Below are 22,191 nucleotides of genomic sequence, written 5' to 3' on the forward strand. Positions count from 1 at the left end.
GACCATGGAGTTCTTCCGGATCAGCAAAGACATCCCCTTCATGCGCCACGCGCTGTGGTTCAACGTCATTTCACTGCTGACCTTCCTGCTTTCGGTCTTCTTCCTGCTGAGCCGTGGCCTGCATCTGTCGGTCGAGTTCACCGGTGGCACGCTGATCGAGCTCAACTACGCGCAGGCGGCCAACCTCGAAAAGATCCGCGACGGGCTCGGCAAGGCCGGGTTTTCCGACTTCTCGGTTCAGAACTTCGGTTCGAGTCACGACGTGCTGATCCGCCTGCCGCTCAGGAACGAACAGAACACGGCCCGGATCGGCGAACTGGTGAGCGGGGCGCTGGCCAGCGAAGCGCCCGGCGCCAGCCTGCGCCGGGTCGAATTCGTCGGCCCGCAGGTGGGCCGGGAACTCGCCGAGAATGGCGCACTCGCCCTGTTGCTCGTGGTGATCGGCATCGTCGTCTATCTCGCTTTCCGCTTCGAGTGGCGTTTCTCCGTCTCGGCGATCATCGCCAACCTGCACGACGTGGTGATCATCCTCGGCTTCTTTGCCTTCTTCCAGTGGGAGTTTTCGCTGTCGGTCCTGGCTGCGGTGCTCGCCGTCCTCGGCTATTCGGTGAACGAATCGGTCGTCGTCTTCGACCGCGTCCGCGAGACGTTCAGGAAGACTCGTGGCCTGACCACGCCGCAGGTGCTCGACCATGCGATCACCAGCACGATTTCGAGGACGATCATCACCCACGGATCCACGCAGATGATGGTCCTCTCGATGCTCGTCTTCGGCGGTGAGACGCTCTACTATTTCTCGCTGGCCCTGACCATCGGCATCTGTTTCGGAATCTACTCTTCGGTGCTCGTCGCCAGCCCGCTGGTCATGTGGCTGGGCGTCTCGCGCGAGCAGTTCGTGCGGCCGAAGAAGCAGATCGAAGGCGCCAACCGGGATGGGGCCGTCGTCTGACGGCAGCATCGACGCCCGAACGCCCTTCCCACCCTGACGAGGAGAGCCATCCGATGAGTCAGCAACGTCTCCGCATCTGGGATCTGCCGACCCGACTCTTCCACTGGCTGCTGGTCGCACTGGTCACCGCTTCTTTCGTCAGCGGTCAGATCGGCGGGAATCTGATGGTCTGGCATGGCCGCTGCGGACTCGCCATTGTCGGTCTGCTGGCGTTTCGCCTCGTCTGGGGAGTCGTCGGCTCGACCTACGCGCGCTTCGCCAGCTTCTTTCCGACCCCGGCTTCGCTCACCGCCTATCTGCGCGGCGAGTGGCGCGGTCTCGGCCACAACCCGCTGGGCGCGTTTTCGGTCTTCGGGCTGCTCGGCCTGCTCGCTTTCCAGGTCGGCACGGGCCTCTTTGCCAACGACGACATCGCCTTCCAGGGCCCGCTGTACCCGCTGATCAACGGCGATCTCAGCGACACGCTGAGCGGCTTCCATCGCCTGTCGTCGGACCTGCTCGTCGTCCTGGTCGTCCTGCACCTCGGCGCGATCGGCTTCTACGCGCACGTGAAGAAGGACAATCTGGTCAAGCCGATGATCACTGGCTGGAAGGACGCCGACCCGGCACAGGGCGCGCCAGCCAGCGGCGGCGGGCCGCTGGCTCTGCTCCTAGCCCTGCTGCTCGCGCTGGCAGCGGTCTACCTCGGCTCGGGAAGCTGGCTGCCGCCACCTCCGCCGGCGCCGGCCTCGGCGCCGGCCTGGTAGCGACCTTTCGGCAAACCTGCGACCCCACCTGGTCACCGGCTTCCTGCCTGGCCGTCGGCCCCGGCGCTCGCGCCCGGCTGGCGACCCTGCCCTTGCCGCGTGCTCAGTCCTTGCGGAACTTGTCGTGGCAGGCCTTGCAGCTTTCTCCGGTCTTGCCGAACTGGACCTTGACCGCCGCTGCGTCGCCAGTCGCGGCGACCTTCTGCAGTTCGTTGGTTTCCTTGATGTAGGCCATCGCCAGTTCCTTGACCTTGTCCGGCTCCTTGAAGAACTCCGGCTTGACACGCGTCGTCTGCCCGCCAACCTCCTTGTCGGTGCCCGGCCCAAACAGGGCGCCCATGCCCGAGTTCGCCGTCGCTGCGATCACATTCGCCGCCGCGACGACCTGATCCTTGTTGTACGTGCCTTCGAGGTTGGCCTTGATCTTGCCCATGTTCCAGGCCATGAAGTTGTAGCCCGCCTTGCGATACTTGATCATCTCCTCCGGCTTCAGCGCCTGCTGGGCCATAACGCTGCCGGCAAGACCGGCAAGGACGAGGGTGGTCACGAACTTCTTCATCAGTACATCTCCGTCACGGTTGAAAACACATTCGCCCCGTCCGGGCTGGCCTCGCGGCCCGGACGCCGCGCGCGAACCCGCCGCCCCACACCTGCCGATCGCCTGGACGGCGTTCAGAGTGCAAAAACATGCTTGGCGCGCAAGGTCCTCCGGCCATCGGCGATTTCCAGCAGTCGATCGATGTTCGGATGTTTCCCGGGATTGGCCCTCGCCTCCTCGACGTGTTCGCCGAACAGTTCGAGCCCTTTCCTCGCTGCCTCGGGAGTGATCGCCCCGAAGGTCTGGGCCAGGTGATTGTAGACCGCCAGCGACAGCTGACTGCCGGGCCGGTTGTCGATCGTCGCGACGATCTCCCCGCCCTCATCGAGCAGACGGATCGCCGCGAGGTGAGAGGTCCCGGGCAGCTTCCGGGGTCGGTCGGACGACGAAACCACGCCTAGCCTTTCCGATTGACGATCATGCCGATCAACACGCCGAACACCGCGCAGCCCAAGGTCGTCGTCAGCACCGGCGCCCAGGCGGTCTGCTCCGGCCCGACATACGACGACCAGGCGGCGCTGGCCAGACCGCCGAACAGAAAGCCGGCTATCCAGCCAAACATCGCTCCGCGCAGCAGCGCCCCACGCCGCCCGTCCTCGCCGCAGCACGACGGGCAATAGGTCGAACCGGCCGGCAGCAGGCGCTCGCAGGCCGGGCAGACGATCGCCCGCGGACCGCCCGCAGCGGAGCCCGGGGCCCCTTCCTGCAGCGAGCTTTCCGTCTCCTGCATCATCAGATCCTCCTGGCCAGCTTCGAAGCCAGGCCAACGTAGCGTCCCGGCGTCAGCGCGAGCAGCGCCTGCCTTGCCTCCGGCGGAATTTCCAGACCGGCGATGAACTCGTGCATGTCGTCGCGCGACACTCGCCTGCCGCGAGTCAGATCCTTCAGCCTCTCGTAAGGATTGGCCACGCCGTAGCGACGCATCACCGTCTGCACAGCCTCGGCGAGGAGTTCCCAGTTGGCATCGAGGTCGGCATCGAGACGCTCGGGATCGGCTTCGAGCTTGCCGAGACCGCGCAGCAGCGAGTCGTAGGCGAGCAGCGTGTAGCCCAGAGCGACGCCCATGTTGCGCAGTACCGTCGAATCGGTGAGATCGCGCTGCAGCCGCGAGACCGGAAGCTTCTCGGCAAGATGCCGGAGCAGCGCGTTGGCCAGCCCGAGGTTGCCCTCGGAGTTCTCGAAATCGATCGGATTGACCTTGTGCGGCATCGTGGACGAGCCGATCTCGCCGGCCTTCGGCTTCTGCCTGAAATAGCCCAGCGAGATGTACGCCCAGAGGTCGCGATTCAGATCGACCAGAACCTGGTTCGCGGCCGCAAAGGCGTCGAAAAGTTCGGCGAGCGCGTCGTGCGGCTCGATCTGGATCGTGTAGGCGTTGAACTCCAGACCGAGTGCATCGACGAAACGCCTGGCGAAGGATTCCCAGTCGTGGTCCGGGTAGGCCGCGAGATGCGCGTTGTAGTTGCCGACGGCACCGTTGATCTTGCCGAGCAGCCTGACACCGGCGATCCTCGACCGCGCGCGAAGCAGGCGACTGGCGAAGTTGGCCATTTCCTTGCCCAGCGTCGTCGGCGTCGCCGGCTGTCCGTGAGTGCGCGCCATCATCGGCAGATCGGCGAAGCGATGGGCCAGGTCGCGCAGGCATCCGACGACCCGGTCAAGCCCCGGCAGCATCGTCTCGTCACGCGCCTCGCGGAGCATCAGCGCATGCGCGAGATTGTTGATGTCCTCGGAAGTGCACGCGAAATGGATGAACTCGGCAACCCGCGTGACCTCGGGGTTGCCGGCCAGGCGGCGCCGTATCCAGTACTCGAGGGCTTTCACGTCGTGGTTGGTCACCGCCTCGATGCCCTTGACTTCCGCTGCCTCGGCCGGCCCGAAGCCACTGACCAGCGCATCGAGGTCGGCCAGCGTCTGTGCCGAAAACGCAGGAAGGTCGGCAAGCTCCGGGTCGGCAGCCAGCGCCTTGAGCCATTCGATTTCCACCTGGAGGCGCCGCCGGATCAGTCCGTATTCCGAGAACTGCGGCCGCAGCGCGTCGAGTTTACGGGCATAGCGGCCGTCGAGCGGGCAAAGCGCGGTGAGCTCGGTACCAGCAGACATCGAGGCAACCCCTGGGAGGTCGGTAAGCAATCGGTGCACATGAACCGCAGCGCCCGGCGCGAGCGGGAGAACGACGAGACACGTCGAGCAGGTGACGGTGAACCGGGTGAGCAATGCCACAGGCCGGTGACCCGGCAGACTCTTTCGTCGCCTCCGCGTCACGGCGGGGCCAGTCAGCTGCGTATTGTACCCGCCTGCGCGGCCTGCTCGTAAACGCCGTGCAGCGCGATGCTATAATCGTCCGCAGGTAGTCACGGTTGAAATGCAGATGAAACTCGTCGGATCATTGACCAGTCCTTACGTCCGCAAGGTGCGGGTGGTCCTCGCCGAAAAGAAGATCGATTACGACTTTGAGCTGGACTCGCCCTGGTTGGCCGGGAACACGGTCGCCGAGGTCAATCCGCTGGGCAAAATCCCCGTGCTCGTCCTCGACGACAACACCACGCTCTTCGACTCGCGCGTGATCGTCGAGTACCTCGACAACGTCGCGCCGAACAACAAGCTGATGCCGGCGCCGAATCGCGAACGTGCCGAAGTGAGGCGCTGGGAAGCCCTGGCCGATGGTGTATGCGATTCGGCGGCGCTGATCTTCCTCGAGCGCAAGCGCCCGATCGAACAGCAGAGCAGCGAGTGGACCGCCCGCCAGCAGGACAAGATCCTCCGCAGCCTCGAATTCATGGCCAGCGAACTCGCCGAGCATCCGTGGTGCGCCGGCACGCACTTTTCGCTCGCCGACGTCGCCGTCGGCTGCGCGCTCGGTTACCTCGTCTTCCGCTTCCCGGAAATCGACTGGCAGGAAAGGCATCCCAACCTGGCTCGACTCTACGCGAAGCTGATCCGGCGTCCGGGCTTCGCCGAAACCGTGCCGCAGGGCTGACGCCGGCCGGCGAAAGGCGCAGCGACCCGGTCAGCCTTTGGTCGCCGACTGGGCCGACGGGGCGAGCCGTCGACCGTCGACGGCCTCGCCACCGACCTCGACGGCGTCGCCCTTGCCGTCCTCCTGGAGCAGCGACTCCTCCGATCGCCGATTGAGCACGATGATGCTGATCCGGCGGTTGACCGAACTCAGCGGATCGTTCCGGTCGAAAAGGAGTGTCGAGGCCAGCCCGACCACCCGCAGCACCTTGTGCTCGTCCATTCCCCCGGCGATCAGCTCGCGCCGCGAGGCATTCGCGCGGTTCGCCGAGAGTTCCCAGTTCGAGAATCCCCTCTCCCCGCCACCGTACTGCGCTGCGTCGGTATGCCCGGACAGGCTGAGCTTGTTCGGCACCGAGTTCAGCGCCTTGCCGATCTCGCGCAGGATCGTCCGCGTGTAGGGCTTGAGTTCGGCGCTGCTGGTGTCGAACATCGGGCGGTTCTGCTCATCGACGATCTGGATTCTCAGCCCTTCACTGGTGATGTCGACGAGCAGCTGGCTCCTGAACTGCCTGAGCGCCGGATTGCTCTCGATCAGCTTCTCGATGCTCTCCTTGAGTTCTCCGAGCATCGCCTTCTCGCGTTCCTCGAACTCCTTGCGCGCCGCCTCGGCATTCGTTTCCTTGAGGCTCATCGTCTTGTTGCGCGCGTCGACGTCGCCGCCCTTGACCTGCCCGGCAGAACGGGTCAGGTCCTTGCCCCCGCCCTTCAGTACACTCGAGCTGTCTCCGGTGCCCGAGCCGCCCGAGGAAGCGATCTTCAGCGGATTCTGGAAGTACTCGGCGATTCCCTTGAGGTCGCCGCTCGCCGTCGACCCGAGCAGCCACATCAGCAGGAAGAAGGCCATCATCGCGGTCACGAAGTCGGCGTAGGCGATCTTCCACGCGCCGCCGTGATGGCCACCGGCGACCTTTCTGACCCGCTTGATGACTATCGGCCGGACCTCTTCGCTCATTCGTTTTCCCAGGCGGGACGGGGCTACTTGCCCCTACGGCTCTTGAGTTCTTCCTCGAGTTCGCGAAAGCTCGGACGAACCCGACCGGCGAGCGTCTTGCGCCCGAATTCCACGGCCACCTGCGGCGCGTACCCGGACATCGAGGCGAGCAGGACGACCTTGATCACCTGATAGATCTTCCCGCCTTCCTCGGCCTTCTGCTGCAGCAGGCTGGCCAGCGGCGCGACGAAGCCGTAGGCGATCAGAATCCCGAGGAAGGTCCCGACCAGCGCGCCGCCGATCATCTTGCCGAGAACCGCGGGCGGTTCGCCGACCGAGCCCATGACATTGACGACGCCCATGACGGCGACGACGATACCGAATGCCGGAACCGCATCACCAACCCGGGACATCACGTGGCCCGGCGTCTCGACCTCCTGGTGGTGGGTCTCGATCTCGATGTCCATGAGGTTCTCGATCTCGATTGCGTTCAGGTTGCCACCGACCATCATTCGCAGGTAGTCGGTGATGAACTCCATCACGTGATGATCTCCGGAGAGGACCGGGTACTTGCTGAAGATCGGGCTCTCTTCGGGATTCTCGACGTCGTTCTCGATCGACATCAGACCTTCCTTGCGCACCTTGGCCAGGACCTCGAAGAGCATCGCCAGGAGATCGACGTACAGCGCCTTGGTGAACCGCGATCCCTTGAAGATCCCGGGCAATGCGCCGACGGTCGCCTTGATGATCCGGATGTCGTTCGAGGCGACGAAGCCTCCGACCGTCAGGCCGACGATGGCCGCATACTCGAGCGGCACCCAGAGAGCGGCCAGACTGCCATGAATGGCATAGGTCCCCAACGCCGAAGCGAGAATGACCACGTATCCGACGATCAAGAACATCCGCTCTCCCCAGTCCTCGCGCGGGGAAGCCGCCGCGCTCTTCGAAAGCCCGTATTGTCGCGCATTCTAATCGTATAGACTTTCTGGATCATCGACCAACAGCCACCCAGGGAGCTCGAAGCATGCAGTTCTGCAGTCAGTGCGGCGGCCGGGTGACCCTGCTCGTTCCCGAGGGAGACAGCCTGCCGCGTCACGTGTGCCAGGCCTGCGGGACGATCCACTACCAGAATCCGAAACTCGTCGTCGGCTGTCTCGCCGAATGGCGCGAGCAGATCCTGCTCTGCCGGCGGTCGATCGATCCGCGCTACGGGCTCTGGACGCTACCCGCAGGGTTCATGGAAAACGGCGAATCGACGAGTCAGGCGGCGCTGCGCGAAACGCTCGAGGAAGCTTGCGCGCGGGTCGAACTCGGCCCGGCGTTCTGCCTGATCAACGTTCCACACATCAACCAGGTGCACCTCTTCTACCGCGCGCGACTGCTCGACACACGCTTCGCCGCCGGGGCCGAGACCCTCGAAACCGCGCTCTTCTCCGAAGACGCGCTGCCCTGGCACGAACTCGCCTTCCAGAGCGTCACGATGTGCCTGCGCGCCTACTTCGCCGATCGCCTCTCCGGCCGCTTCACTTTCCACGAGGACAGCATCGTGCGCGCTCCCCGGGCTGCTAACGGTCGTCCTCGAGACTGAACTCGACGGGCAACAGCACGCTGAAGTTCCTCCCGCGGAGTCCTTCGGGCAGCGTCGTACTCGCCGAAGCCTGCTCGATCATCCAGATCGCCTGCCGGTCGAGAAGCGCACTGCCGCTCGAGCGGGCGAGCGAAAGCTCCGGGCCGTGCGGCCACGAACGGACATCGACGGCGACCTCGACCCGCCCCTCGATGCCGCGCTCGCGGGCCAGCGCCGGGTAGCGCTTGAAGCGACGCGCCGCCACCGCGAGGGCGATCCGGTACTGCCGCAGATCGTCGGCGCTGACACCGTCCCGGGCTGGCACTGGACCACCCGCCGGCGCCTGGCCACCGGCGACCGGTGGACGATCGGACGCCGGACCCGGCAGCGGCGCTTGCTCGGCTGGTTCGACCTGCGCCTCGCGGACCGTCGGCTCCGCTCGTGCTACAGCCAGGCGCCGCTTGTCGGCGGGCGCGGCCAACGGACGGGCCGCGGCCGGGCGCTGGGCAACACTGTGCCGAGGTGCGGGAGTTGGCTGTTCGACCACCGCCGTCGGGCTGGCCGGGCGCTGAATCTCGGCCTCGATCGGTCTCGCGGCGAACTCGAGGCGCAGCGGCAGAAGCCTGACCGCCGGCAGCAGCACGACGACGTGCACCAGCGCAGACGCCGTCAGGGCGAGCAACAGCTGGCGGCGTGGCTCCTCGGCCATCGACGCCCGGTCGCCAGCCGTCTACCTGGCGACGGCGCCTAGCGCCCGCTCCGCGCCTGATCCTCGCGGATCTTCCTGCTGAAGAACCACGCAAACCAGGCGGCGATGAAGATCACGAAAACGATCACCAACAGGCTCGCCAGCCCATAGTCACTCGACAGAAGCAGATCCCAAGCCATCTTGCCTATTTCCTCTCTGAATCAGCCCTCGCGGACGTCGCCCGACCGGCTGAAGGCGTCAGGCGCAGCACCGGTTGCGTGTCGGGCAGCCAGTCACCGGTGAGCCGCCACACCCCCCTGCCATCCTCGAGCACGACGTGCCAGCGACCATGCACCGGCGTCAGGCTGCCGGCGTAAAGGCTGGCTCCATCCGGGCGCAGGATGACTTTCTGGTCGAGACCCGAGCGCGTCGGATGGGTGAGCAAGAGGACCAGCGAATCCGCCTCAGGAGCCCCCGGCGCACTGCGCAGGTGCGCGCGAATCCGTTCGCCCTGACCACCACTGACCAGTTCGGCCTTGAGTCCGAGATCGCTTGCCCGCTGGTCTCGCGCGGTGATCTGATTGATCGCCAGCCCCTGCCGGTAATAGTCGTCTTCGACGAGCCCGTCGTTGCTGATTATGGCCAGGCACGCGGTGATCACCCCGGCGACGATGACCACCGCAGGACCGGCCATCAGCAGCCACGGCCAAGGCTCGCGATACCATGGCGTGCTCCGTGCGCCAGGCAGTGTGCTCATGGCAGGAAGAAACTCGTCTTCTCGCGCACCGCGATCTTCTCCTGATCGTCGGCGCGCAGTTCGAAGAACACCGGGTGCGAGCCCCTCGTCCCCGCTTCGGGTTCGACGCGCGCCGCGAGCGCCACGGTGCGCGATGAAGCCGCCGGCACTTCGACCACCGTGGGGCCAGCAATCTCGATGCCTGCGAGACCGCTGACGCCGATCAGATAGCGATGCGCCCGGTCGTCGGTATTCGATACGTGCAGGCGATAGACGTTCTCGATCCTTCCGTCGTCGGCCTCGCGGGACAGCGTCGAGCGGTCGCGCAGCACGTCGACCTTGAGTGGCACGCGCTGACCCAGGCTCCACGCGGTGGCCGCGATGATCGCCAGCAGGATGCTGGTGTAGAGCAGCGTCCGCGGGCGCAGCAGCTGGGCGAAGGTTTCACGGCGAGTATAGCGTCTGGCCAGGGCATTTTCGGTCGAATAGCGAATCAGCCCTCGCGGGAGACCGACCTTGTCCATCACCTGATCGCAGGCGTCGATGCACGCCGCGCAGGCGATGCATTCGAGTTGCAGGCCGTTGCGGATGTCGATACCCGTCGGGCAAACCTGAACACAGATGCTGCAGTCGACGCAGTCGCCGAGCGCCTGGCCTGCCGCCGTCTTCTTGCGCCGTGCGCCGCGCGGTTCGCCACGTTCGGGATCGTAGCCGATGATCAGCGTGTCGGGGTCGAACATCACGCCCTGGAAGCGCGCATACGGACACATGTACTTGCACACCTGCTCGCGCAGGAAACCGGCCATCATGTACAGGAAGGCGGCGTAAAAGAATATCCAGAAGGTCTCCCAGGGCCCCAGCGAGAAGCTGACGATCTCGCCGAGCAGTTCCCTGATCGGCGTGAAATAGCCGACGAAGGTGATCCCGGTCCACAGCGCGATGGTCAGCCAGAGTGCATGCTTGGTGACCTTCAGGCGCAGCTTGCGGGCGTTCATCGGCTGCGCGTCGAGCTTCATCCGCGCCGGCCGATCGCCTTCGATCTTCCGCTCGATCCACATCAGGATCTCGGTGTAAACCGTCTGCGGGCACGCGTAGCCGCAGAACAGGCGCCCGCCGAGGGCGGTCACCAGAAACAGTGAATACGCCGAGATGACCAGCAGCACGGCGAGGTAAATGACGTCCTGCGGCCAGAAGATCAGCCCGAAGATGTAGAACTTGCGCTCGACGAGGTGAAAGAGCACGGCCTGGCGATCGCCCCAGTCGAGCCAGCAGAGTCCATAGAACAGCGCCTGGGTCAGAAAGACCATCGCCCAGCGCCAGTTGTTGAAAGTGCCGGTGACGCTGCGCGCGTAGACCGTCCTGTGCTTTTCGTAAAGACTATCGACCTTGACGGGAACGGCGCTCGGCCTGCTCCCGGCTAGCTGATCCATGACCTCGGCTCTCCGATCCATTTCAGAATTACACCAAACTCTAATATTACGCTTTCGAGGCGGCGCGATCTTGATATGCGTCAGAGAGGATGCGAAAGGTCCGCGGCGGCGGACCGCCGCGGACCGCGTACACATGAAAAGCGGAGCGTTCCCCCGGGAAGGAGTCCCGCTCCGCCGGAGTCGACCCTCGACCGGCTTACTTGCCGCCCGCTCCGCCTTCGCTGAGGCTGATCACGTAGGCCGCGAGGACATGCACCTTCGGCTCGCCGAGGAAGTCCTTCCAGGCCGGCATCCGGTTGTTGCGGCCCTTGGTGATCGTCTCGATGATCGTCGCCTCGGAACTGCCGTAAAGCCAGGTCTTGTCGGTCAGGTTCGGCGCGCCGACGGCGTGCATGCCCTTGCCGTCGGGACCGTGGCAGCCCGAGCAGCCGGCGCTGTTGAAGGCTTCCTGACCCTTGGCCACACGCACCGAGTCAGCCGGCAGGCCCGAGAGCGAGCGCACGTAGTTTGCCAGATCCTTGATCGTCTCCGAACCCAGCTGGGCATGTGGCGGCATCATCCCGTTGCGCCCGTTGCTGATCGTCTCGACGATGACCGCGGGCTCGCCCCCCCAGAGCCAGTCGCTGTCGGCGAGGTTCGGGAAGCCTTTGGCGCCCTTTCCGTCAGCACCATGACACTGCATGCAATAGGTCAGGTAGAGCCGCTTGCCGGTCTCCATCGCTTCCTTGTCGGCGGCGAGGACCTTCAGGTCGGTCTTCTGGTACTTGTCGAACAGGGGGTTGACCTGCTCGTCGGTCTTGGCGACTTCCCTCGCGTACTGGCTGTTGGCACAACCGGGTTGGGGACTCGAGCACCAGCCGAGCAGGCCTTGGAAGCTGCCGAACATCGGATACAGGGCGCCATAGACGAGTCCGAAGATGATCGTGATGTAGAACAGCCACATCCACCACTTCGGCAGAGGATTGTTGTATTCCTCGAGGTTCTCGTCCCAGACGTGGCCGGTGGTGTCCACCTGCGCGCCGGCTGGCGGAGTCTTCTGGGTCCAGAGCAGCACGGCGCAGGCAAGGATGCTGGCCAGGACCAGCAGGATGACATACCAGTTCCAGAACTGACTCACGAAATCGCTCATCTTGCATTCCTTTGTCCATTCGCATCGAGGCCGAGCTCGGCCCGATCCGCTTCTTCGTCGGAAAACGGCAGCATCGCCGCCTCTTCGAAGCGCTGCTTGTTCCCCTTCACGCCATACGCCCACCAGACCACCCCGAGAAAGGTGATCAGCGAGACGACGGTCATGATCGACCTCAGATCGTTGATGTCCATCGCGCTCACCTGACGTTCTTCAGTTCGAGACCGAGGCCCTGCAGGTAGGCGATCAGCGCGTCGAGCTCGCTCTTGCCTTCGAGCTGCTTCCGGGCGCCGGCGATCTCTTCGTCGGTATAGGGAACGCCGACCTTGCGCAACGCGCGCATCTTGCCTTCGATGTTCGCCGCGTCGGCCGGCGCCTTGTCGAGGAAAGCGAACGCCGGCATGTTCGACTCGGGAACGACATCGCGCGGATTGATCAGGTGGGCGCGGTGCCATTCGTCCGAGTAGCGCCCGCCGACGCGCTGCAGATCCGGACCGGTTCGCTTCGACCCCCACTGGAAGGGGTGGTCAAAGACGTACTCGCCGGCGACCGAGAAGTGACCGTAGCGCTCGGTCTCGGCGCGGAACGGACGGATCATCTGCGAATGGCAGAGGAAGCAGCCCTCGCGGATATACACGTCGCGCCCGGTCAGGCGTACCGCATCGTAAGGCTTCAGCCCGGTCACCGCTTCGGTGGTCGATTTCTGGAAGAACAGCGGGACGATCTCGACCAGTCCACCGACGCTGACCACGAGCAGCGTGAGCACGATCATCAGGCCGACATTGCGTTCGATGGCGTCTTGCGTGAGTTTCATCGTTTTCCTCTCTCAGGCGTGATGAGCAGCCGGCTGCATGACGCGCGCGTCATCGACCGACCGGCCGCCAGCGATCGTCTTGAACATGTTGTAGGCCATGACCAGCATGCCGACGAGAAACAGCAGACCGCCGAGGAAGCGGATCGCCCAGAACGGATACGAAGCCTTCACCGACTCGACGAAACTGTAGGTCAGCGTTCCGTCGACATTGACTGCCCGCCACATCAGGCCCTGCATCACTCCGGCGATCCACATCGAGGCGATGTACAGCACGACGCCGATCGTCGCCACCCAGAAGTGCACCGTGATCAGCTTGACGCTGGCCATCTCGCTCTTGCCGAAGAGCCGCGGCAGCAGGTAGTAGACCGAGCCGATCGAGACCATCGCCACCCAGCCCAGAGCGCCCGAATGCACATGGCCGACCGTCCAGTCGGTATAGTGCGAGAGCGCGTTGACCGTCTTGATCGACATCATCGGGCCCTCGAAGGTGGACATCCCGTAGAAGGACAGCGAGGTGATCAGGAACTTGAGGATCGGATCGTCGCGCAGCTTGTGCCACGCCCCCGACAGGGTCATCACCCCGTTGATCATCCCGCCCCACGACGGAGCGAGCAGGATCAGCGAGAAGACCATACCGACCGACTGTGTCCAGTCGGGCAGCGCCGTGTAGTGCAGGTGGTGCGGACCGGCCCACATGTAGGTGAAGATCAGCGCCCAGAAATGCACCACCGACAGACGATACGAATAGACCGGCCGGCCGGCCTGCTTCGGAACGAAGTAGTACATCATCCCGAGGAAGCCGGCGGTCAGGAAGAAGCCGACCGCGTTGTGCCCGTACCACCACTGGACCATCGCGTCCTGGACCCCGGCGTAGGCCGAATACGACTTGGTCAGGGTGACCGGAATCTCGGCGCTGTTGACCACGTGCAACAGGGCGACGGCGAGAATGAAACCGCCGTAGAACCAGTTGGCGACGTAGATGTGGGTGACCTTGCGCTTGGCGATCGTGCCGAAGAAGACGACCGCGTAGGCCACCCAGACGACCGTGATCAGGATGTCGATCGGCCATTCGAGCTCGGCGTACTCCTTGCCCGTGGTCATCCCGAGCGGCAGCGTCACGGCAGCGAGGACGATGATCAGCTGCCAGCCCCAGAAGGTGAACGCGGCCAGCCCGTCGGAGAAGAGACGCGTATGGCACGTCCGCTGGACGACGTAGTATGAGGTCGCGAACAACGCGCAACCGCCGAAGGCGAAGATCACCGCATTGGTGTGCAGCGGCCGCAGGCGGCCGAAATGAAGCCAGGGACCGAAGTTCAGCTCAGGCCAGACGAGCTGCGCGGCGATGATCACGCCGACGAGCATGCCGACGATCCCCCAGATGACGGTCATCACGGCGAACTGCCGCACCACCTTGTAGTTGTATGTTGATTGAGCTTCCCGCATGGACTCACCTCGTTTTGATTGTGAAACCGGTTTGCACCGCCCCGAATGATGCCGTCTTTCCTGGCACTGGCCTGCCAGATGGTATTGCACGCGTCAGCCATCAGGTTTGACGCAGATCAATCCTTTCCCGCCTGGAAGCCGCCCGGCGGCGCAAAAAAAGGGTGCGCCGCGACGCACCCGAACCCCAAGAGAGGAACCGCCCGAGACGCCCTAGGCGCTGACTACAGGAAGCACTCATGCCCTCAACGAGGCGATTATCGACCGGCTGGCGATCACCGATCTTGACCTGCGTCAAAGGTCACTCAGATCTTCGGCCGTCTCCGCCCGATGGCTCGGCGGGCGGAGACGGCGACGAATCGACCGGCACCTCGCTGCGCCCCGCCACACCGGGCGGGCTGTCGTCGTCCATCAGGATGCGGTACGCCGGCCCCTCGAGGTCGTCGAACTGACCGCCGCGCAACGACCACCAGAAGGCGGCACCGATGGCGAAGACGAGGACCACCGAGAGCGGGATCAGCAGGTAGAGCGTCTCCATCGGCGGACCTCAGCGTACCTTCTGCAGGCGCAGCGAATTGGCGACGACGAGCAGCGAACTGCCCGACATGCCGATCCCGGCCATCCACGGCGTGATCAGGCCGGCGACGGCCAGCGGCAGGACGACGACGTTGTAGGCGAAGGACCAGAGCAGGTTCTGCCGGATCACGCGAAGCGTGCGGCGGGCGACGGACACGCCGCGGCGCAGATGCTCGAGGTTCCCGGAAAGCAGCACGAGGTCGGCCTGCGTGCGCGCGAGCTGCGAGCCTTCGCCCATGGCCACGGAAACCTGCGCCTGGGCGAGAACCGGAGCGTCATTGACCCCGTCGCCGACCATCGCGACGACTGCGCCGCCGGCCTGCAGCCGGCTGACGTAGTCGTGCTTGTCCTGCGGCGACGCGTCGGCGACGACCTCGTCGATGCCCAGCGTCCGGGCCACCCGGTCGGCCACCGAGCGACCATCGCCAGTGAGCAGGACGACGTGCCGGCCGGCGGCGCGCAGCGCGGCGACCATCGCCGTCGCCTCGGCTCGCGGGTCGTCGCCGAGAGCGAACAGCGCGATCCACCCCGTCTCGTCAGCGAGCGCGACGACCGTGTCGCCCGACGCGACGAGCGAGGCCAATGACTCGGGCAGCGGCCGGCCGTGCAGTGCCGCGACGTAGTCGGGTCGCCCGAGGCGGACTCGGCGACCGTCGACGACCCCGCCGACGCCCCGCCCGGGCTCGCTCTGCGGAGCGTCGACGGCCGGCAGCAGACGACCCGCGGCCGCGCGCAGGGCAGCGCCGATCGGGTGTTCGGAAGCCTGTTCGAGCGCTGCGGCGAGCGCCACGCTCTGCTCACGGTCGAGCGCACCGAGCGGGTGTACGCCGATGACGCTCATCTGGCCGCTGGTCAGCGTGCCGGTCTTGTCGAAGACGAAGTGGCTGGCCCTGGCCAGCGTCTCGATCGCGTGGCTGCGCGTGACCAGCAGGCCGGCCCTGGCCATCGCCCCGCTGGCCACGGTCAGCGCGACCGGAGTGGCCAGCGACAGCGCACAGGGGCAGGTGACGACAAGGACCGAAACGGTCACCCAGAGCGCCTGACGCGGGTCGATCAGCGACCAGCCGACGGCGACCCCGACGGCGACGATCAACAGGGCGACGATGAACCGGCTGGCAATGCGGTCGGCGAGCTCGACGATCCGCGGCTTGTCGAGCGCCGCACGGTCCATCAGGCGGACGATCGCCGACAGACGCGTGTGCTCGCCGACACCGGTGACGCGCATGAACAGCGGGCTCTCGACGTTGATCGCACCGCCGGTGACCGGCACGCCGGGGCGCTTGGCGACCGGCGCGCTCTCGCCGGTGAGCAGCGACTCATTGGCGCTGCTTTCCCCCTCGATGACCTCGCCGTCGGCCGCAAAGCTTTCGCCGGGCCGGACGAGCACCACGTCGCCCGGGCGCAGGTCGGCCGCGAGCACCTGCTCGGCTTCGCGGTTGCCCGGATAGCCGGGGACGCGGCTGGCCACCGCCGGCATCAGCCGGGCCAGCGCCTCGGTGACGCTGACCGCGCGCTGGCGCGCGGTCATCTCGAGAAAGCGCCCGGCGAGCAGGAAGAAGACGAACATCGTCACCGAGTCGAAATAGACCTCGCCGCCACCGCTCAGCGTCGCCCAGACGCTGGCCGCGAAGGCCGCGCCGACCCCCAGCGCGACCGGCACGTCCATCCCCGCGCGGCGCAGGCGAAAGTCGCGCCAGGCGTTGCGGAAGAAAGGTCCCGCCGAATAGAAGACGACCGGCAGGGTCAGGACGAGACTCGCCCAGCGCAGCAGCTGCTCGAAGTCCGGACCCATCTCGCCCTCGCCGGCCAGATACACCGGCACGGCGTACATCATCACCTGCATCATTCCGAAGCCGGCGACGAACACCCGCCACAACGCGCTGCGCCGCTCGCGGCGCGCCAGATCCTCGCTCTTCGCCGGATCGTAGGGGTACGCGCGGTAGCCGATCGCGGCGATCGCCGCGAGGATCTCCGAGAGCCGGGTCCGGTTCTCGTCCCAGCGGACCCTCGCGCGCCGCGTCGCGTAATTGATATCCACACCGGTCACCCCGGGCTGGCGCGAGAGCTGCTGCTCGTTGAGCCAGAGGCACGCCGAGCAGGTGATCCCTTCGAGGATCAGCGAAGCCTCGCGTTCGCTGCCACCGTCGGCCCCGCCCGGCGTGCGCACGAAGCTCTTCTGGAACTCGGCGTGGTCGTAGAGCCGCAGGCCGTCGAGAACCGCCGGCAGGGCCTCGGCCGGAGAACTCGGCAGCGCGTCGCGGTTGCGGTAGTAGTCGCCGAGGCCGTTGTCGACGATCGCCCGGGCGACGGCCTGGCAGCCGGCGCAGCACATCGCGCGCGCCTCCCCGTCGATGCTTGCGTGAAGATCGACTCCGGGCGGTATCGGCTGGCCGCAGTGGTAACAACTGGCGGTGGTCATCGACGAGGCGGCTAGGGAAGGTCGTGGGCGACGGGCAGCACCATGCCGGCCCACCAAACCCGGTATAATCGCACGTTTCGTCCGTGTCCACCCGCGCCCGATGCTCGTCTATCGCGGTTCTTCCCAGGTCGCGCACACTGCCACGGTCCTGACCATCGGCAACTTCGACGGCCTGCACCTCGGCCATCGGGCCCTGCTCGCGCGCCTCACGGCCACCGCCGCGCGAGCCGGGCTGCCCGCCGCGGTGCTGACCTTCGAGCCGCATCCGCGCGAGTTCTTCGCCCCCGAATCGGCCCCGCCGCGCCTGTCGACGCTCCGCGAGAAGCTCGAACTGCTCGCCGACGACGGCGTGGACATCGCCTACCTGTGCCACTTCAACGCCCGTTTCGCGTCGCTGACCGCCGCGCAATTCATCGACCGCGTGCTCGTCGGTGCGCTGCGCGTCAGGCACCTGATCGTCGGCGACGACTTCCGCTTCGGTGCCGGGCGGGCCGGCGACTTCGCGCTGCTCAGCGAGGCCGGGGAGCGCCTCGGCTTCCGCGTCGAGGGAATGGACAGCGTCACCTGCGACGGGCTGCGCGCCTCGAGTTCCGCGGTTCGCGACGCGCTACAGGCTGGGCAGCTCGAAGCCGCCGCCCGTCTGCTCGGCCGCCCGTACTCGATCGACGGACGCGTCGTCCACGGCGACAAGGTCGGCCGGCAGCTCGGTTTCCACACCGCGAACATCCGCATCAAGCACGACCGCCCGCCGCTGCTCGGGGTCTTTGCCGTCGAAGTGAGCGGGCTACCCGGAGGACCCCACCACGGCGTGGCCAACCTCGGCTACCGGCCGTCCGCGAATCGGGTGCACAGACCGATCCTCGAAGTGCACCTCTTCGACTTCTCCGACGACATCTACGGCGCCCACCTCAACGTGCGCTTCCTGCACAAGCTGCGCGACGAGATGAAGTTCGCCGATCTGGCCGCGTTGAGGACGCAGATCGCCAGCGATGTCGCCGCCGCCCGCGCCTGTTTCCAGTGCTGAGGGGTTGTGAAGAAATCGTCACGAGCAGGCCGATATGCCAGGCGCGAGCGAGCGAACGACGAGACATATCAGATGGATAGGCGAGGAGTGAGCGAGTGAGCAACGCCGCAGATTGGCCGCGCAGTAGATTTATTCACAACCTCTGAGATCGACCATGGCCGACTACAAGACGACCCTCAACCTGACCGACACCCCCTTCCCGATGCGTGGCGACCTGGCCCGGCGCGAGCCGCAGTGGGTCGCCGCCTGGCAGAAGAACGGGCTCTACGCGAGGATTCGCGAGGCGGCCAGGGGACGGCCACGCTTCATCCTCCACGACGGCCCGCCCTACGCCAACGGCGACATCCACATCGGGCACGCGGTCAACAAGATCCTCAAGGACATCATCGTTCGCTCGCGCACCCTCGCCGGCTTCGACGCCCCGTACGTCCCGGGCTGGGACTGCCACGGGCTGCCGATCGAGCACCAGATCGAGAAGCTGCACGGCAAGCACGTCGCCGCCGACCGCGTTCGCGAACTCTGCCGCTCCTTCGCCGCCGAGCAGGTCGAACGTCAGAAGCAGGACTTCATCCGTCTCGGCGTTCTCGGCGACTGGGACCACCCCTATCTGACGATGAACTTCGCCAGCGAAGCCGACGAAATCCGCGCGCTGGGCAGGATTCTCGAAAGGGGTTACCTCTACCAGGGGCTGAAGCCGGTCAACTGGTGCCTCGACTGCCGTTCGGCACTCGCCGAGGCCGAAGTCGAATACGAGGACAAGACCTCGGCAGCCATCGACGTCGCCTTCGCGGTCCATCCGAACCATGCCGACAAGCTCGCCCGTGTGTTCGGCGTCTCGCATCTGCGGGGCCCGGCGTTCGCGGTCATCTGGACGACGACGCCGTGGACGCTGCCGGCCAACGAAGCCGTCTGCGCACACCCCGACTTCGAGTACCAGCTCGTGGACACGACCCGCGGCTCGCTGATCCTCGTCGCCGAGCTCACCGAGTCGTGCCTGCAGCGCTACGGACTGACCGGAACGGTCATCGGCACGGCGCGTGGAGCGGCCCTCGACCAGATTCTGCTCGAACACCCCTTGCAGGCGCGCGATGTGGCGATCATCTGCGGCCGGCACGTGACCCTCGAAGCCGGCACCGGCCTCGTCCATACGGCGCCCGCCCACGGCACCGACGACTACCTGGTCGGCAAGGTCTACGGCCTGCCGGTCAACAACCCGGTCGGCGACGACGGGCGTTTCATCGCCGGAACTCCGCCGCTCGGCGTTGGCGAACTCGCCGGCCGGTCGGTCTGGGACGCCAACCCCCTGGTCATCGAAGAACTCGCGGCGCGAGGACTGCTGCTCAAGTCCGAGCGGGTCCAGCACAGTTACCCGCACTGCTGGCGGCACAAGACACCGATCATCTTCCGCGCGACGACGCAGTGGTTCATCGGCATGGAGCACCGGCCGACTTCGCCTGGCGAGGCAACGGCCGGCGACGAGCCGCCGACTTTGCGCTGGTCGGCCGAGCGCGCGGTCGACGAGACCCGCTTCTTCCCGAGCTGGGGGCGAGCGCGTCTCGAAGCAATGATCCGCACTCGCCCCGACTGGTGCGTCTCGCGGCAACGCAACTGGGGCGTGCCGCTGCCCTTCTTCCTGCATCGGCAAAGCAGCGCCCTGCACCCGCGCACTCCGGAACTCGTCGAAGCGGTCGCCCGACGCGTCGAGCAGGCCGGAATCGAGGCCTGGTTCGCGCTCGACCCGGCCGAACTGCTCGGCGCCGAAGCCGCCGACTACCGGAAGATGAGCGACACGCTCGACGTCTGGTTCGACTCGGGAGCGACGCATTCGAGCGTGCTGCGCGGCTCGCACCGCAGCGAGCTCGGTTACCCGGCCGACCTCTACCTCGAGGGCTCCGACCAGCATCGCGGCTGGTTCCAGAGCTCGCTGCTGATCGGCTGCGCGCTCGATGGCCGCGCCCCGTACCGCGCGCTGCTCACCCACGGCTTCGTCGTCGACGGCAAGGGACTGAAAATGTCCAAGTCGAAGGGCAACGTGATCGCGCCGCAGAAGGTCGTCGACAGCCTCGGCGCCGAGATCCTCCGCCTGTGGGTCGCGGCCACCGACTACTCGGGCGAACTCTCGATCTCCGACGAGATCCTCCGGCGCGTCGTCGAGGCCTACCGGCGAATCCGCAACACCTTGCGCTTCCTGCTCGCCAACACCTCCGACTTCGCCGCCGCAACCGACCTGCTGCCGGTCGACCGCTGGCTCGAGCTCGACCGCTACGCGCTGGCCATGACCCGCCAGCTGCAGGCGCAGTGCGCAGCCGACTACGAACGTTGCGAGTTCCACCGCGTCGTCCAGGCGCTGCAGACCTTCTGCTCCGAGGACCTCGGCGGCTTCTACCTCGACATCCTCAAGGACCGACTGTATACCACCGCCGCCACCTCGCTCGCCCGGCGCTCGGCACAGAGCGCGCTCTGGCACATCCTCCAGTCGCTCGTGCGGATCATCGCGCCGGTGCTCTGCTTCACCGCCGAAGAGATCTGGCAGCTGCAGACCGGTGACGAAAGGCAGTCGGTGATGCTCGAGACCTGGCATGCCCTGCCGGCGCCGGTCGACGAAGAGCTCCTGCTCGACAAGTGGCGCAAGCTCCGCGGCTATCGCGGCGAAGTCATGCGCGCGCTCGAAGAACTGCGCGTCGCCGGCCAGATCGGCTCGTCGCTCCAGGCCGAAGTGCGCGTGCACTGCGACGGCGAGAAGTACGACCTTCTCGCCTCGCTCGGCGACGACCTGCGCTTCGTGTTCATCTGCTCACAGGCCTCGGTCGTTCGCGAGGCGACCGAGCGGCTTGCCTGCCGCGCGCTGCCGCACGCCAAGTGCGAGCGCTGCTGGCACGTCCGCCCCGAGGTCGGCAGCGACGCCGCGCATCCGGGTCTCTGCCGCCGATGCATCGACAACCTCTTCGGGGAGGGCGAAGCGCGTGCCTTCGCGTAAGATCGACCGCTGGCTCTGGCTTGCCGGAATCATCGTCGTCGTCGACCAGCTCAGCAAGTGGCTGATCCTCGGCTGGCTGCAGCCCGGCGACACGGTCTATGTCGCCCCGTTCTTCAACTGGGTGCTGACCTTCAACCCGGGCGCGGCGTTCAGCTTCCTGTCCACGGCCGACGGCTGGCAGCGCTGGCTGTTCACCGCACTGGCACTCGGCGTCTCGGCGTGGATCGTGTACGTGCTGCCACGACACGTCGGCGAGTTCCGGTTGTCGCTGGCGCTGACGCTGATCCTCGGCGGGGCGATCGGCAACGTCATCGACCGGTTGCGCTTCGGAGCGGTCGTCGACTTCGTCCAGTGGCACGTCGCCGGCTTCTACTGGCCGGCATTCAACGTCGCCGACTCGGCGATCACCATCGGCGCGCTGCTGATCGTCTGGGATCAGGTGGCCTCCCGGCCACGCAGCGAGGCCGCCGCGCGAGGCGGCGAGAGCCAATGGTGACCGGCGCCGAGCCGCCGGGCAGCGGCGAACGACCGCCCGCTGCACCGGTCGTCGAACCCGACAGCCATCTGACGCTGCACTACCGCCTCGCCGACCGCGAAGGCAACGACTACGTCAGCACCTTCGACCTGTCGCCGGCGACACTGCAGATGGGCTCGGGCGAACTCGGCGAGCCGCTCGAGCGCTGTCTGCTCGGCCTTTCCGCCGGCGAGCGACACATCTTCGATCTCGACGAGGCCGGCGCCTTCGGGCCGTACAACCCGCGTCTCGTCGAAAGGATCGCCCTCTCGGCGCTGCCGCCGGGGATCGAACTCCAGCCGAACTCGCTCGTCGAATTCGAGTCCGTCACGCCCGGCCGGACGATGCGCTTCGCCGGCTTCCTGCGCGAGATCTCGGAGAGCAGCGCCGTCTTCGACTTCAACCATCCGCTCGCCGGCAAGGCGCTGCGCTTCGAAGTGCAGATCATCGCCATTCTCTGAGAACTCGCCGATGAAGGTCCTTCTCGCCAACCCCCGAGGTTTCTGTGCCGGCGTCGAGCGCGCGATCGCCATCGTCGAGCGCGCACTCGAGATCTTCGGGCCGCCGATCTACGTCCGCCACGAGGTCGTGCACAACCGCTTCGTCTGCGACGACCTGCGCGCCAAGGGCGCCGT

24 protein-coding genes and 1 pseudogene are annotated in these 22,191 nt (G+C 66.2%); 9 read left to right on the top strand and 16 right to left on the bottom strand.

Going from position 1 to position 22,191, the window contains the following annotated elements:
- The first annotated feature begins 4 nt into the window (after positions 1–4).
- Together secF and NFW05_RS16500 are read left to right on the top strand one after the other, a co-directional pair.
- Complete coding sequence (gene secF / locus NFW05_RS16495; RefSeq protein ID WP_295309489.1) at positions 5–949, top strand: protein translocase subunit SecF; 945 nt, start codon at positions 5–7, stop codon at positions 947–949.
- Positions 950–1,002: 53 nt separating this feature from the next.
- Complete coding sequence (locus NFW05_RS16500) at positions 1,003–1,695, top strand: cytochrome b/b6 domain-containing protein (protein ID WP_295309492.1); 693 nt, start codon at positions 1,003–1,005, stop codon at positions 1,693–1,695.
- Between the two features lie 103 nt (positions 1,696–1,798).
- Here NFW05_RS16500 and NFW05_RS16505 read toward each other — a convergent pair whose 3' ends face one another.
- The 4 genes from NFW05_RS16505 to purB form a co-directional block, all read right to left on the bottom strand.
- Positions 1,799–2,254, bottom strand: coding sequence for a cytochrome c (locus NFW05_RS16505; protein ID WP_295309495.1), 456 nt, complete (start codon positions 2,252–2,254; stop codon positions 1,799–1,801).
- 113 nt (positions 2,255–2,367) lie between these two features.
- On the bottom strand, positions 2,368–2,688 hold the full coding sequence (locus tag NFW05_RS16510) for a DUF2322 family protein (RefSeq protein WP_295309498.1): 321 nt from the start codon (positions 2,686–2,688) through the stop codon (positions 2,368–2,370).
- 2 nt (positions 2,689–2,690) lie between these two features.
- Positions 2,691–3,026 (bottom strand): hypothetical protein, encoded by a 336-nt coding sequence (locus tag NFW05_RS16515; protein ID WP_295309501.1) that lies wholly within the window; start codon positions 3,024–3,026, stop codon positions 2,691–2,693.
- Positions 3,026–4,396 (bottom strand): adenylosuccinate lyase, encoded by a 1,371-nt coding sequence (gene purB, locus NFW05_RS16520; protein WP_295309504.1) that lies wholly within the window; start codon positions 4,394–4,396, stop codon positions 3,026–3,028. The genes NFW05_RS16515 and purB overlap by 1 nt, the downstream gene beginning before the upstream one ends.
- A gap of 268 nt (positions 4,397–4,664) precedes the next feature.
- Between purB and NFW05_RS16525 the strand changes: the two genes are divergently transcribed.
- Positions 4,665–5,273 (top strand): glutathione S-transferase, encoded by a 609-nt coding sequence (locus tag NFW05_RS16525; RefSeq protein ID WP_295309508.1) that lies wholly within the window; start codon positions 4,665–4,667, stop codon positions 5,271–5,273.
- Positions 5,274–5,303: 30 nt separating this feature from the next.
- Here NFW05_RS16525 and motB read toward each other — a convergent pair whose 3' ends face one another.
- A complete protein-coding gene (gene motB / locus NFW05_RS16530) occupies positions 5,304–6,266 on the bottom strand; it encodes a flagellar motor protein MotB (RefSeq protein WP_295309511.1) in 963 nt (320 codons plus the stop codon).
- A 23-nt stretch (positions 6,267–6,289) separates the two neighbouring features.
- Positions 6,290–7,147, bottom strand: a complete 858-nt coding sequence (gene motA / locus NFW05_RS16535; protein WP_295309514.1) for a flagellar motor stator protein MotA — start codon at positions 7,145–7,147, stop codon at positions 6,290–6,292.
- A 122-nt stretch (positions 7,148–7,269) separates the two neighbouring features.
- Here motA and NFW05_RS16540 point away from each other — a divergent pair, with 122 nt between their 5' ends.
- The gene (locus NFW05_RS16540; RefSeq protein WP_295309517.1) at positions 7,270–7,833 is read left to right on the top strand and encodes an NUDIX hydrolase; all 564 of its coding nucleotides are present in this window, start codon (positions 7,270–7,272) and stop codon (positions 7,831–7,833) included.
- Here NFW05_RS16540 and NFW05_RS16545 read toward each other — a convergent pair.
- The 10 genes from NFW05_RS16545 to NFW05_RS16590 form a co-directional block, all read right to left on the bottom strand.
- Positions 7,811–8,521, bottom strand: a complete 711-nt coding sequence (locus tag NFW05_RS16545) for a TonB family protein (protein ID WP_295309520.1) — start codon at positions 8,519–8,521, stop codon at positions 7,811–7,813. The two genes, NFW05_RS16540 and NFW05_RS16545, sit on opposite strands and share 23 nt — an antisense overlap.
- Before the next feature lie 38 nt (positions 8,522–8,559).
- Positions 8,560–8,700 (bottom strand): DUF3149 domain-containing protein, encoded by a 141-nt coding sequence (locus tag NFW05_RS16550; RefSeq protein ID WP_295309523.1) that lies wholly within the window; start codon positions 8,698–8,700, stop codon positions 8,560–8,562.
- Between the two features lie 5 nt (positions 8,701–8,705).
- Positions 8,706–9,257, bottom strand: a complete 552-nt coding sequence (locus tag NFW05_RS16555; protein ID WP_295309525.1) for a FixH family protein — start codon at positions 9,255–9,257, stop codon at positions 8,706–8,708.
- Entirely contained in the window at positions 9,254–10,666 is a 1,413-nt protein-coding gene (gene ccoG, locus NFW05_RS16560; protein WP_295309528.1) for a cytochrome c oxidase accessory protein CcoG, read from the bottom strand. The genes NFW05_RS16555 and ccoG overlap by 4 nt, the downstream gene beginning before the upstream one ends.
- 196 nt (positions 10,667–10,862) lie before the next feature.
- On the bottom strand, positions 10,863–11,795 hold the full coding sequence (ccoP, locus tag NFW05_RS16565; RefSeq protein WP_295309531.1) for a cytochrome-c oxidase, cbb3-type subunit III: 933 nt from the start codon (positions 11,793–11,795) through the stop codon (positions 10,863–10,865).
- Positions 11,792–11,986 carry a cbb3-type cytochrome c oxidase subunit 3 gene (locus NFW05_RS16570; protein WP_295309534.1) on the bottom strand — a complete coding sequence of 65 codons (195 nt, stop codon included), beginning with the start codon at positions 11,984–11,986 and terminating at the stop codon, positions 11,792–11,794. Before NFW05_RS16570 ends, ccoP begins: the two co-directional genes overlap by 4 nt.
- Positions 11,987–11,991: 5 nt before the next feature.
- Complete coding sequence (gene ccoO, locus NFW05_RS16575) at positions 11,992–12,606, bottom strand: cytochrome-c oxidase, cbb3-type subunit II (protein WP_295309537.1); 615 nt, start codon at positions 12,604–12,606, stop codon at positions 11,992–11,994.
- Between the two features lie 12 nt (positions 12,607–12,618).
- On the bottom strand, positions 12,619–14,049 hold the full coding sequence (gene ccoN, locus NFW05_RS16580; RefSeq protein ID WP_295309540.1) for a cytochrome-c oxidase, cbb3-type subunit I: 1,431 nt from the start codon (positions 14,047–14,049) through the stop codon (positions 12,619–12,621).
- Positions 14,050–14,347: 298 nt separating this feature from the next.
- Positions 14,348–14,584 carry a cbb3-type cytochrome oxidase assembly protein CcoS gene (gene ccoS / locus NFW05_RS16585; protein ID WP_295309543.1) on the bottom strand — a complete coding sequence of 79 codons (237 nt, stop codon included), beginning with the start codon at positions 14,582–14,584 and terminating at the stop codon, positions 14,348–14,350.
- Positions 14,585–14,593: 9 nt separating this feature from the next.
- Positions 14,594–17,041, bottom strand: a complete 2,448-nt coding sequence (locus tag NFW05_RS16590; RefSeq protein WP_295309545.1) for a heavy metal translocating P-type ATPase — start codon at positions 17,039–17,041, stop codon at positions 14,594–14,596.
- Positions 17,042–17,141: 100 nt separating this feature from the next.
- Here NFW05_RS16590 and NFW05_RS16595 point away from each other — a divergent pair, with 100 nt between their 5' ends.
- From NFW05_RS16595 to ispH, 5 genes and pseudogenes are all read left to right on the top strand, one after another.
- On the top strand, positions 17,142–18,065 hold the full coding sequence (locus tag NFW05_RS16595) for a bifunctional riboflavin kinase/FAD synthetase (protein ID WP_295309548.1): 924 nt from the start codon (positions 17,142–17,144) through the stop codon (positions 18,063–18,065).
- A 154-nt stretch (positions 18,066–18,219) separates the two neighbouring features.
- Positions 18,220–21,042, top strand: a complete 2,823-nt coding sequence (ileS, locus tag NFW05_RS16600) for an isoleucine--tRNA ligase (RefSeq protein ID WP_295309551.1) — start codon at positions 18,220–18,222, stop codon at positions 21,040–21,042.
- Positions 21,029–21,538 carry a signal peptidase II gene (lspA, locus tag NFW05_RS16605; protein WP_295309554.1) on the top strand — a complete coding sequence of 170 codons (510 nt, stop codon included), beginning with the start codon at positions 21,029–21,031 and terminating at the stop codon, positions 21,536–21,538. The genes ileS and lspA overlap by 14 nt, the downstream gene beginning before the upstream one ends.
- The gene (locus NFW05_RS16610; RefSeq protein WP_295309557.1) at positions 21,532–22,017 is read left to right on the top strand and encodes a peptidylprolyl isomerase; all 486 of its coding nucleotides are present in this window, start codon (positions 21,532–21,534) and stop codon (positions 22,015–22,017) included. The genes lspA and NFW05_RS16610 overlap by 7 nt, the downstream gene beginning before the upstream one ends.
- A 10-nt stretch (positions 22,018–22,027) precedes the next feature.
- Positions 22,028–22,191 (top strand): annotated as a pseudogene (ispH, locus tag NFW05_RS16615) (4-hydroxy-3-methylbut-2-enyl diphosphate reductase); the annotation flags it as partial.

Source organism: Accumulibacter sp. (genome assembly GCF_023806625.1).
In the GTDB taxonomy this organism is placed as follows: domain Bacteria; phylum Pseudomonadota; class Gammaproteobacteria; order Burkholderiales; family Rhodocyclaceae; genus Accumulibacter.

Bases quoted from the DNA above. Each gene is read 5' to 3' on its own strand.
- secF (WP_295309489.1), top strand. From the start codon at position 5: ATGGAGTTCTTCCGGATCAGCAAAGACATCCCCTTCATGCGCCACGCG.
- NFW05_RS16500 (WP_295309492.1), top strand. From the start codon at position 1,003: ATGAGTCAGCAACGTCTCCGCATCTGGGATCTGCCGACCCGACTCTTC.
- NFW05_RS16505 (WP_295309495.1), bottom strand. From the start codon at position 2,254: ATGAAGAAGTTCGTGACCACCCTCGTCCTTGCCGGTCTTGCCGGCAGC.
- NFW05_RS16515 (WP_295309501.1), bottom strand. From the start codon at position 3,026: ATGATGCAGGAGACGGAAAGCTCGCTGCAGGAAGGGGCCCCGGGCTCC.
- purB (WP_295309504.1), bottom strand. From the start codon at position 4,396: ATGTCTGCTGGTACCGAGCTCACCGCGCTTTGCCCGCTCGACGGCCGC.
- NFW05_RS16525 (WP_295309508.1), top strand. From the start codon at position 4,665: ATGAAACTCGTCGGATCATTGACCAGTCCTTACGTCCGCAAGGTGCGG.
- motB (WP_295309511.1), bottom strand. From the start codon at position 6,266: ATGAGCGAAGAGGTCCGGCCGATAGTCATCAAGCGGGTCAGAAAGGTC.
- motA (WP_295309514.1), bottom strand. From the start codon at position 7,147: ATGTTCTTGATCGTCGGATACGTGGTCATTCTCGCTTCGGCGTTGGGG.
- NFW05_RS16540 (WP_295309517.1), top strand. From the start codon at position 7,270: ATGCAGTTCTGCAGTCAGTGCGGCGGCCGGGTGACCCTGCTCGTTCCC.
- NFW05_RS16545 (WP_295309520.1), bottom strand. From the start codon at position 8,521: ATGGCCGAGGAGCCACGCCGCCAGCTGTTGCTCGCCCTGACGGCGTCT.
- NFW05_RS16550 (WP_295309523.1), bottom strand. From the start codon at position 8,700: ATGGCTTGGGATCTGCTTCTGTCGAGTGACTATGGGCTGGCGAGCCTG.
- NFW05_RS16555 (WP_295309525.1), bottom strand. From the start codon at position 9,257: ATGAGCACACTGCCTGGCGCACGGAGCACGCCATGGTATCGCGAGCCT.
- ccoG (WP_295309528.1), bottom strand. From the start codon at position 10,666: ATGGATCAGCTAGCCGGGAGCAGGCCGAGCGCCGTTCCCGTCAAGGTC.
- ccoP (WP_295309531.1), bottom strand. From the start codon at position 11,795: ATGAGCGATTTCGTGAGTCAGTTCTGGAACTGGTATGTCATCCTGCTG.
- NFW05_RS16570 (WP_295309534.1), bottom strand. From the start codon at position 11,986: ATGGACATCAACGATCTGAGGTCGATCATGACCGTCGTCTCGCTGATC.
- ccoO (WP_295309537.1), bottom strand. From the start codon at position 12,606: ATGAAACTCACGCAAGACGCCATCGAACGCAATGTCGGCCTGATGATC.
- ccoN (WP_295309540.1), bottom strand. From the start codon at position 14,049: ATGCGGGAAGCTCAATCAACATACAACTACAAGGTGGTGCGGCAGTTC.
- ccoS (WP_295309543.1), bottom strand. From the start codon at position 14,584: ATGGAGACGCTCTACCTGCTGATCCCGCTCTCGGTGGTCCTCGTCTTC.
- NFW05_RS16590 (WP_295309545.1), bottom strand. From the start codon at position 17,041: ATGACCACCGCCAGTTGTTACCACTGCGGCCAGCCGATACCGCCCGGA.
- NFW05_RS16595 (WP_295309548.1), top strand. From the start codon at position 17,142: ATGCTCGTCTATCGCGGTTCTTCCCAGGTCGCGCACACTGCCACGGTC.
- ileS (WP_295309551.1), top strand. From the start codon at position 18,220: ATGGCCGACTACAAGACGACCCTCAACCTGACCGACACCCCCTTCCCG.
- NFW05_RS16610 (WP_295309557.1), top strand. From the start codon at position 21,532: ATGGTGACCGGCGCCGAGCCGCCGGGCAGCGGCGAACGACCGCCCGCT.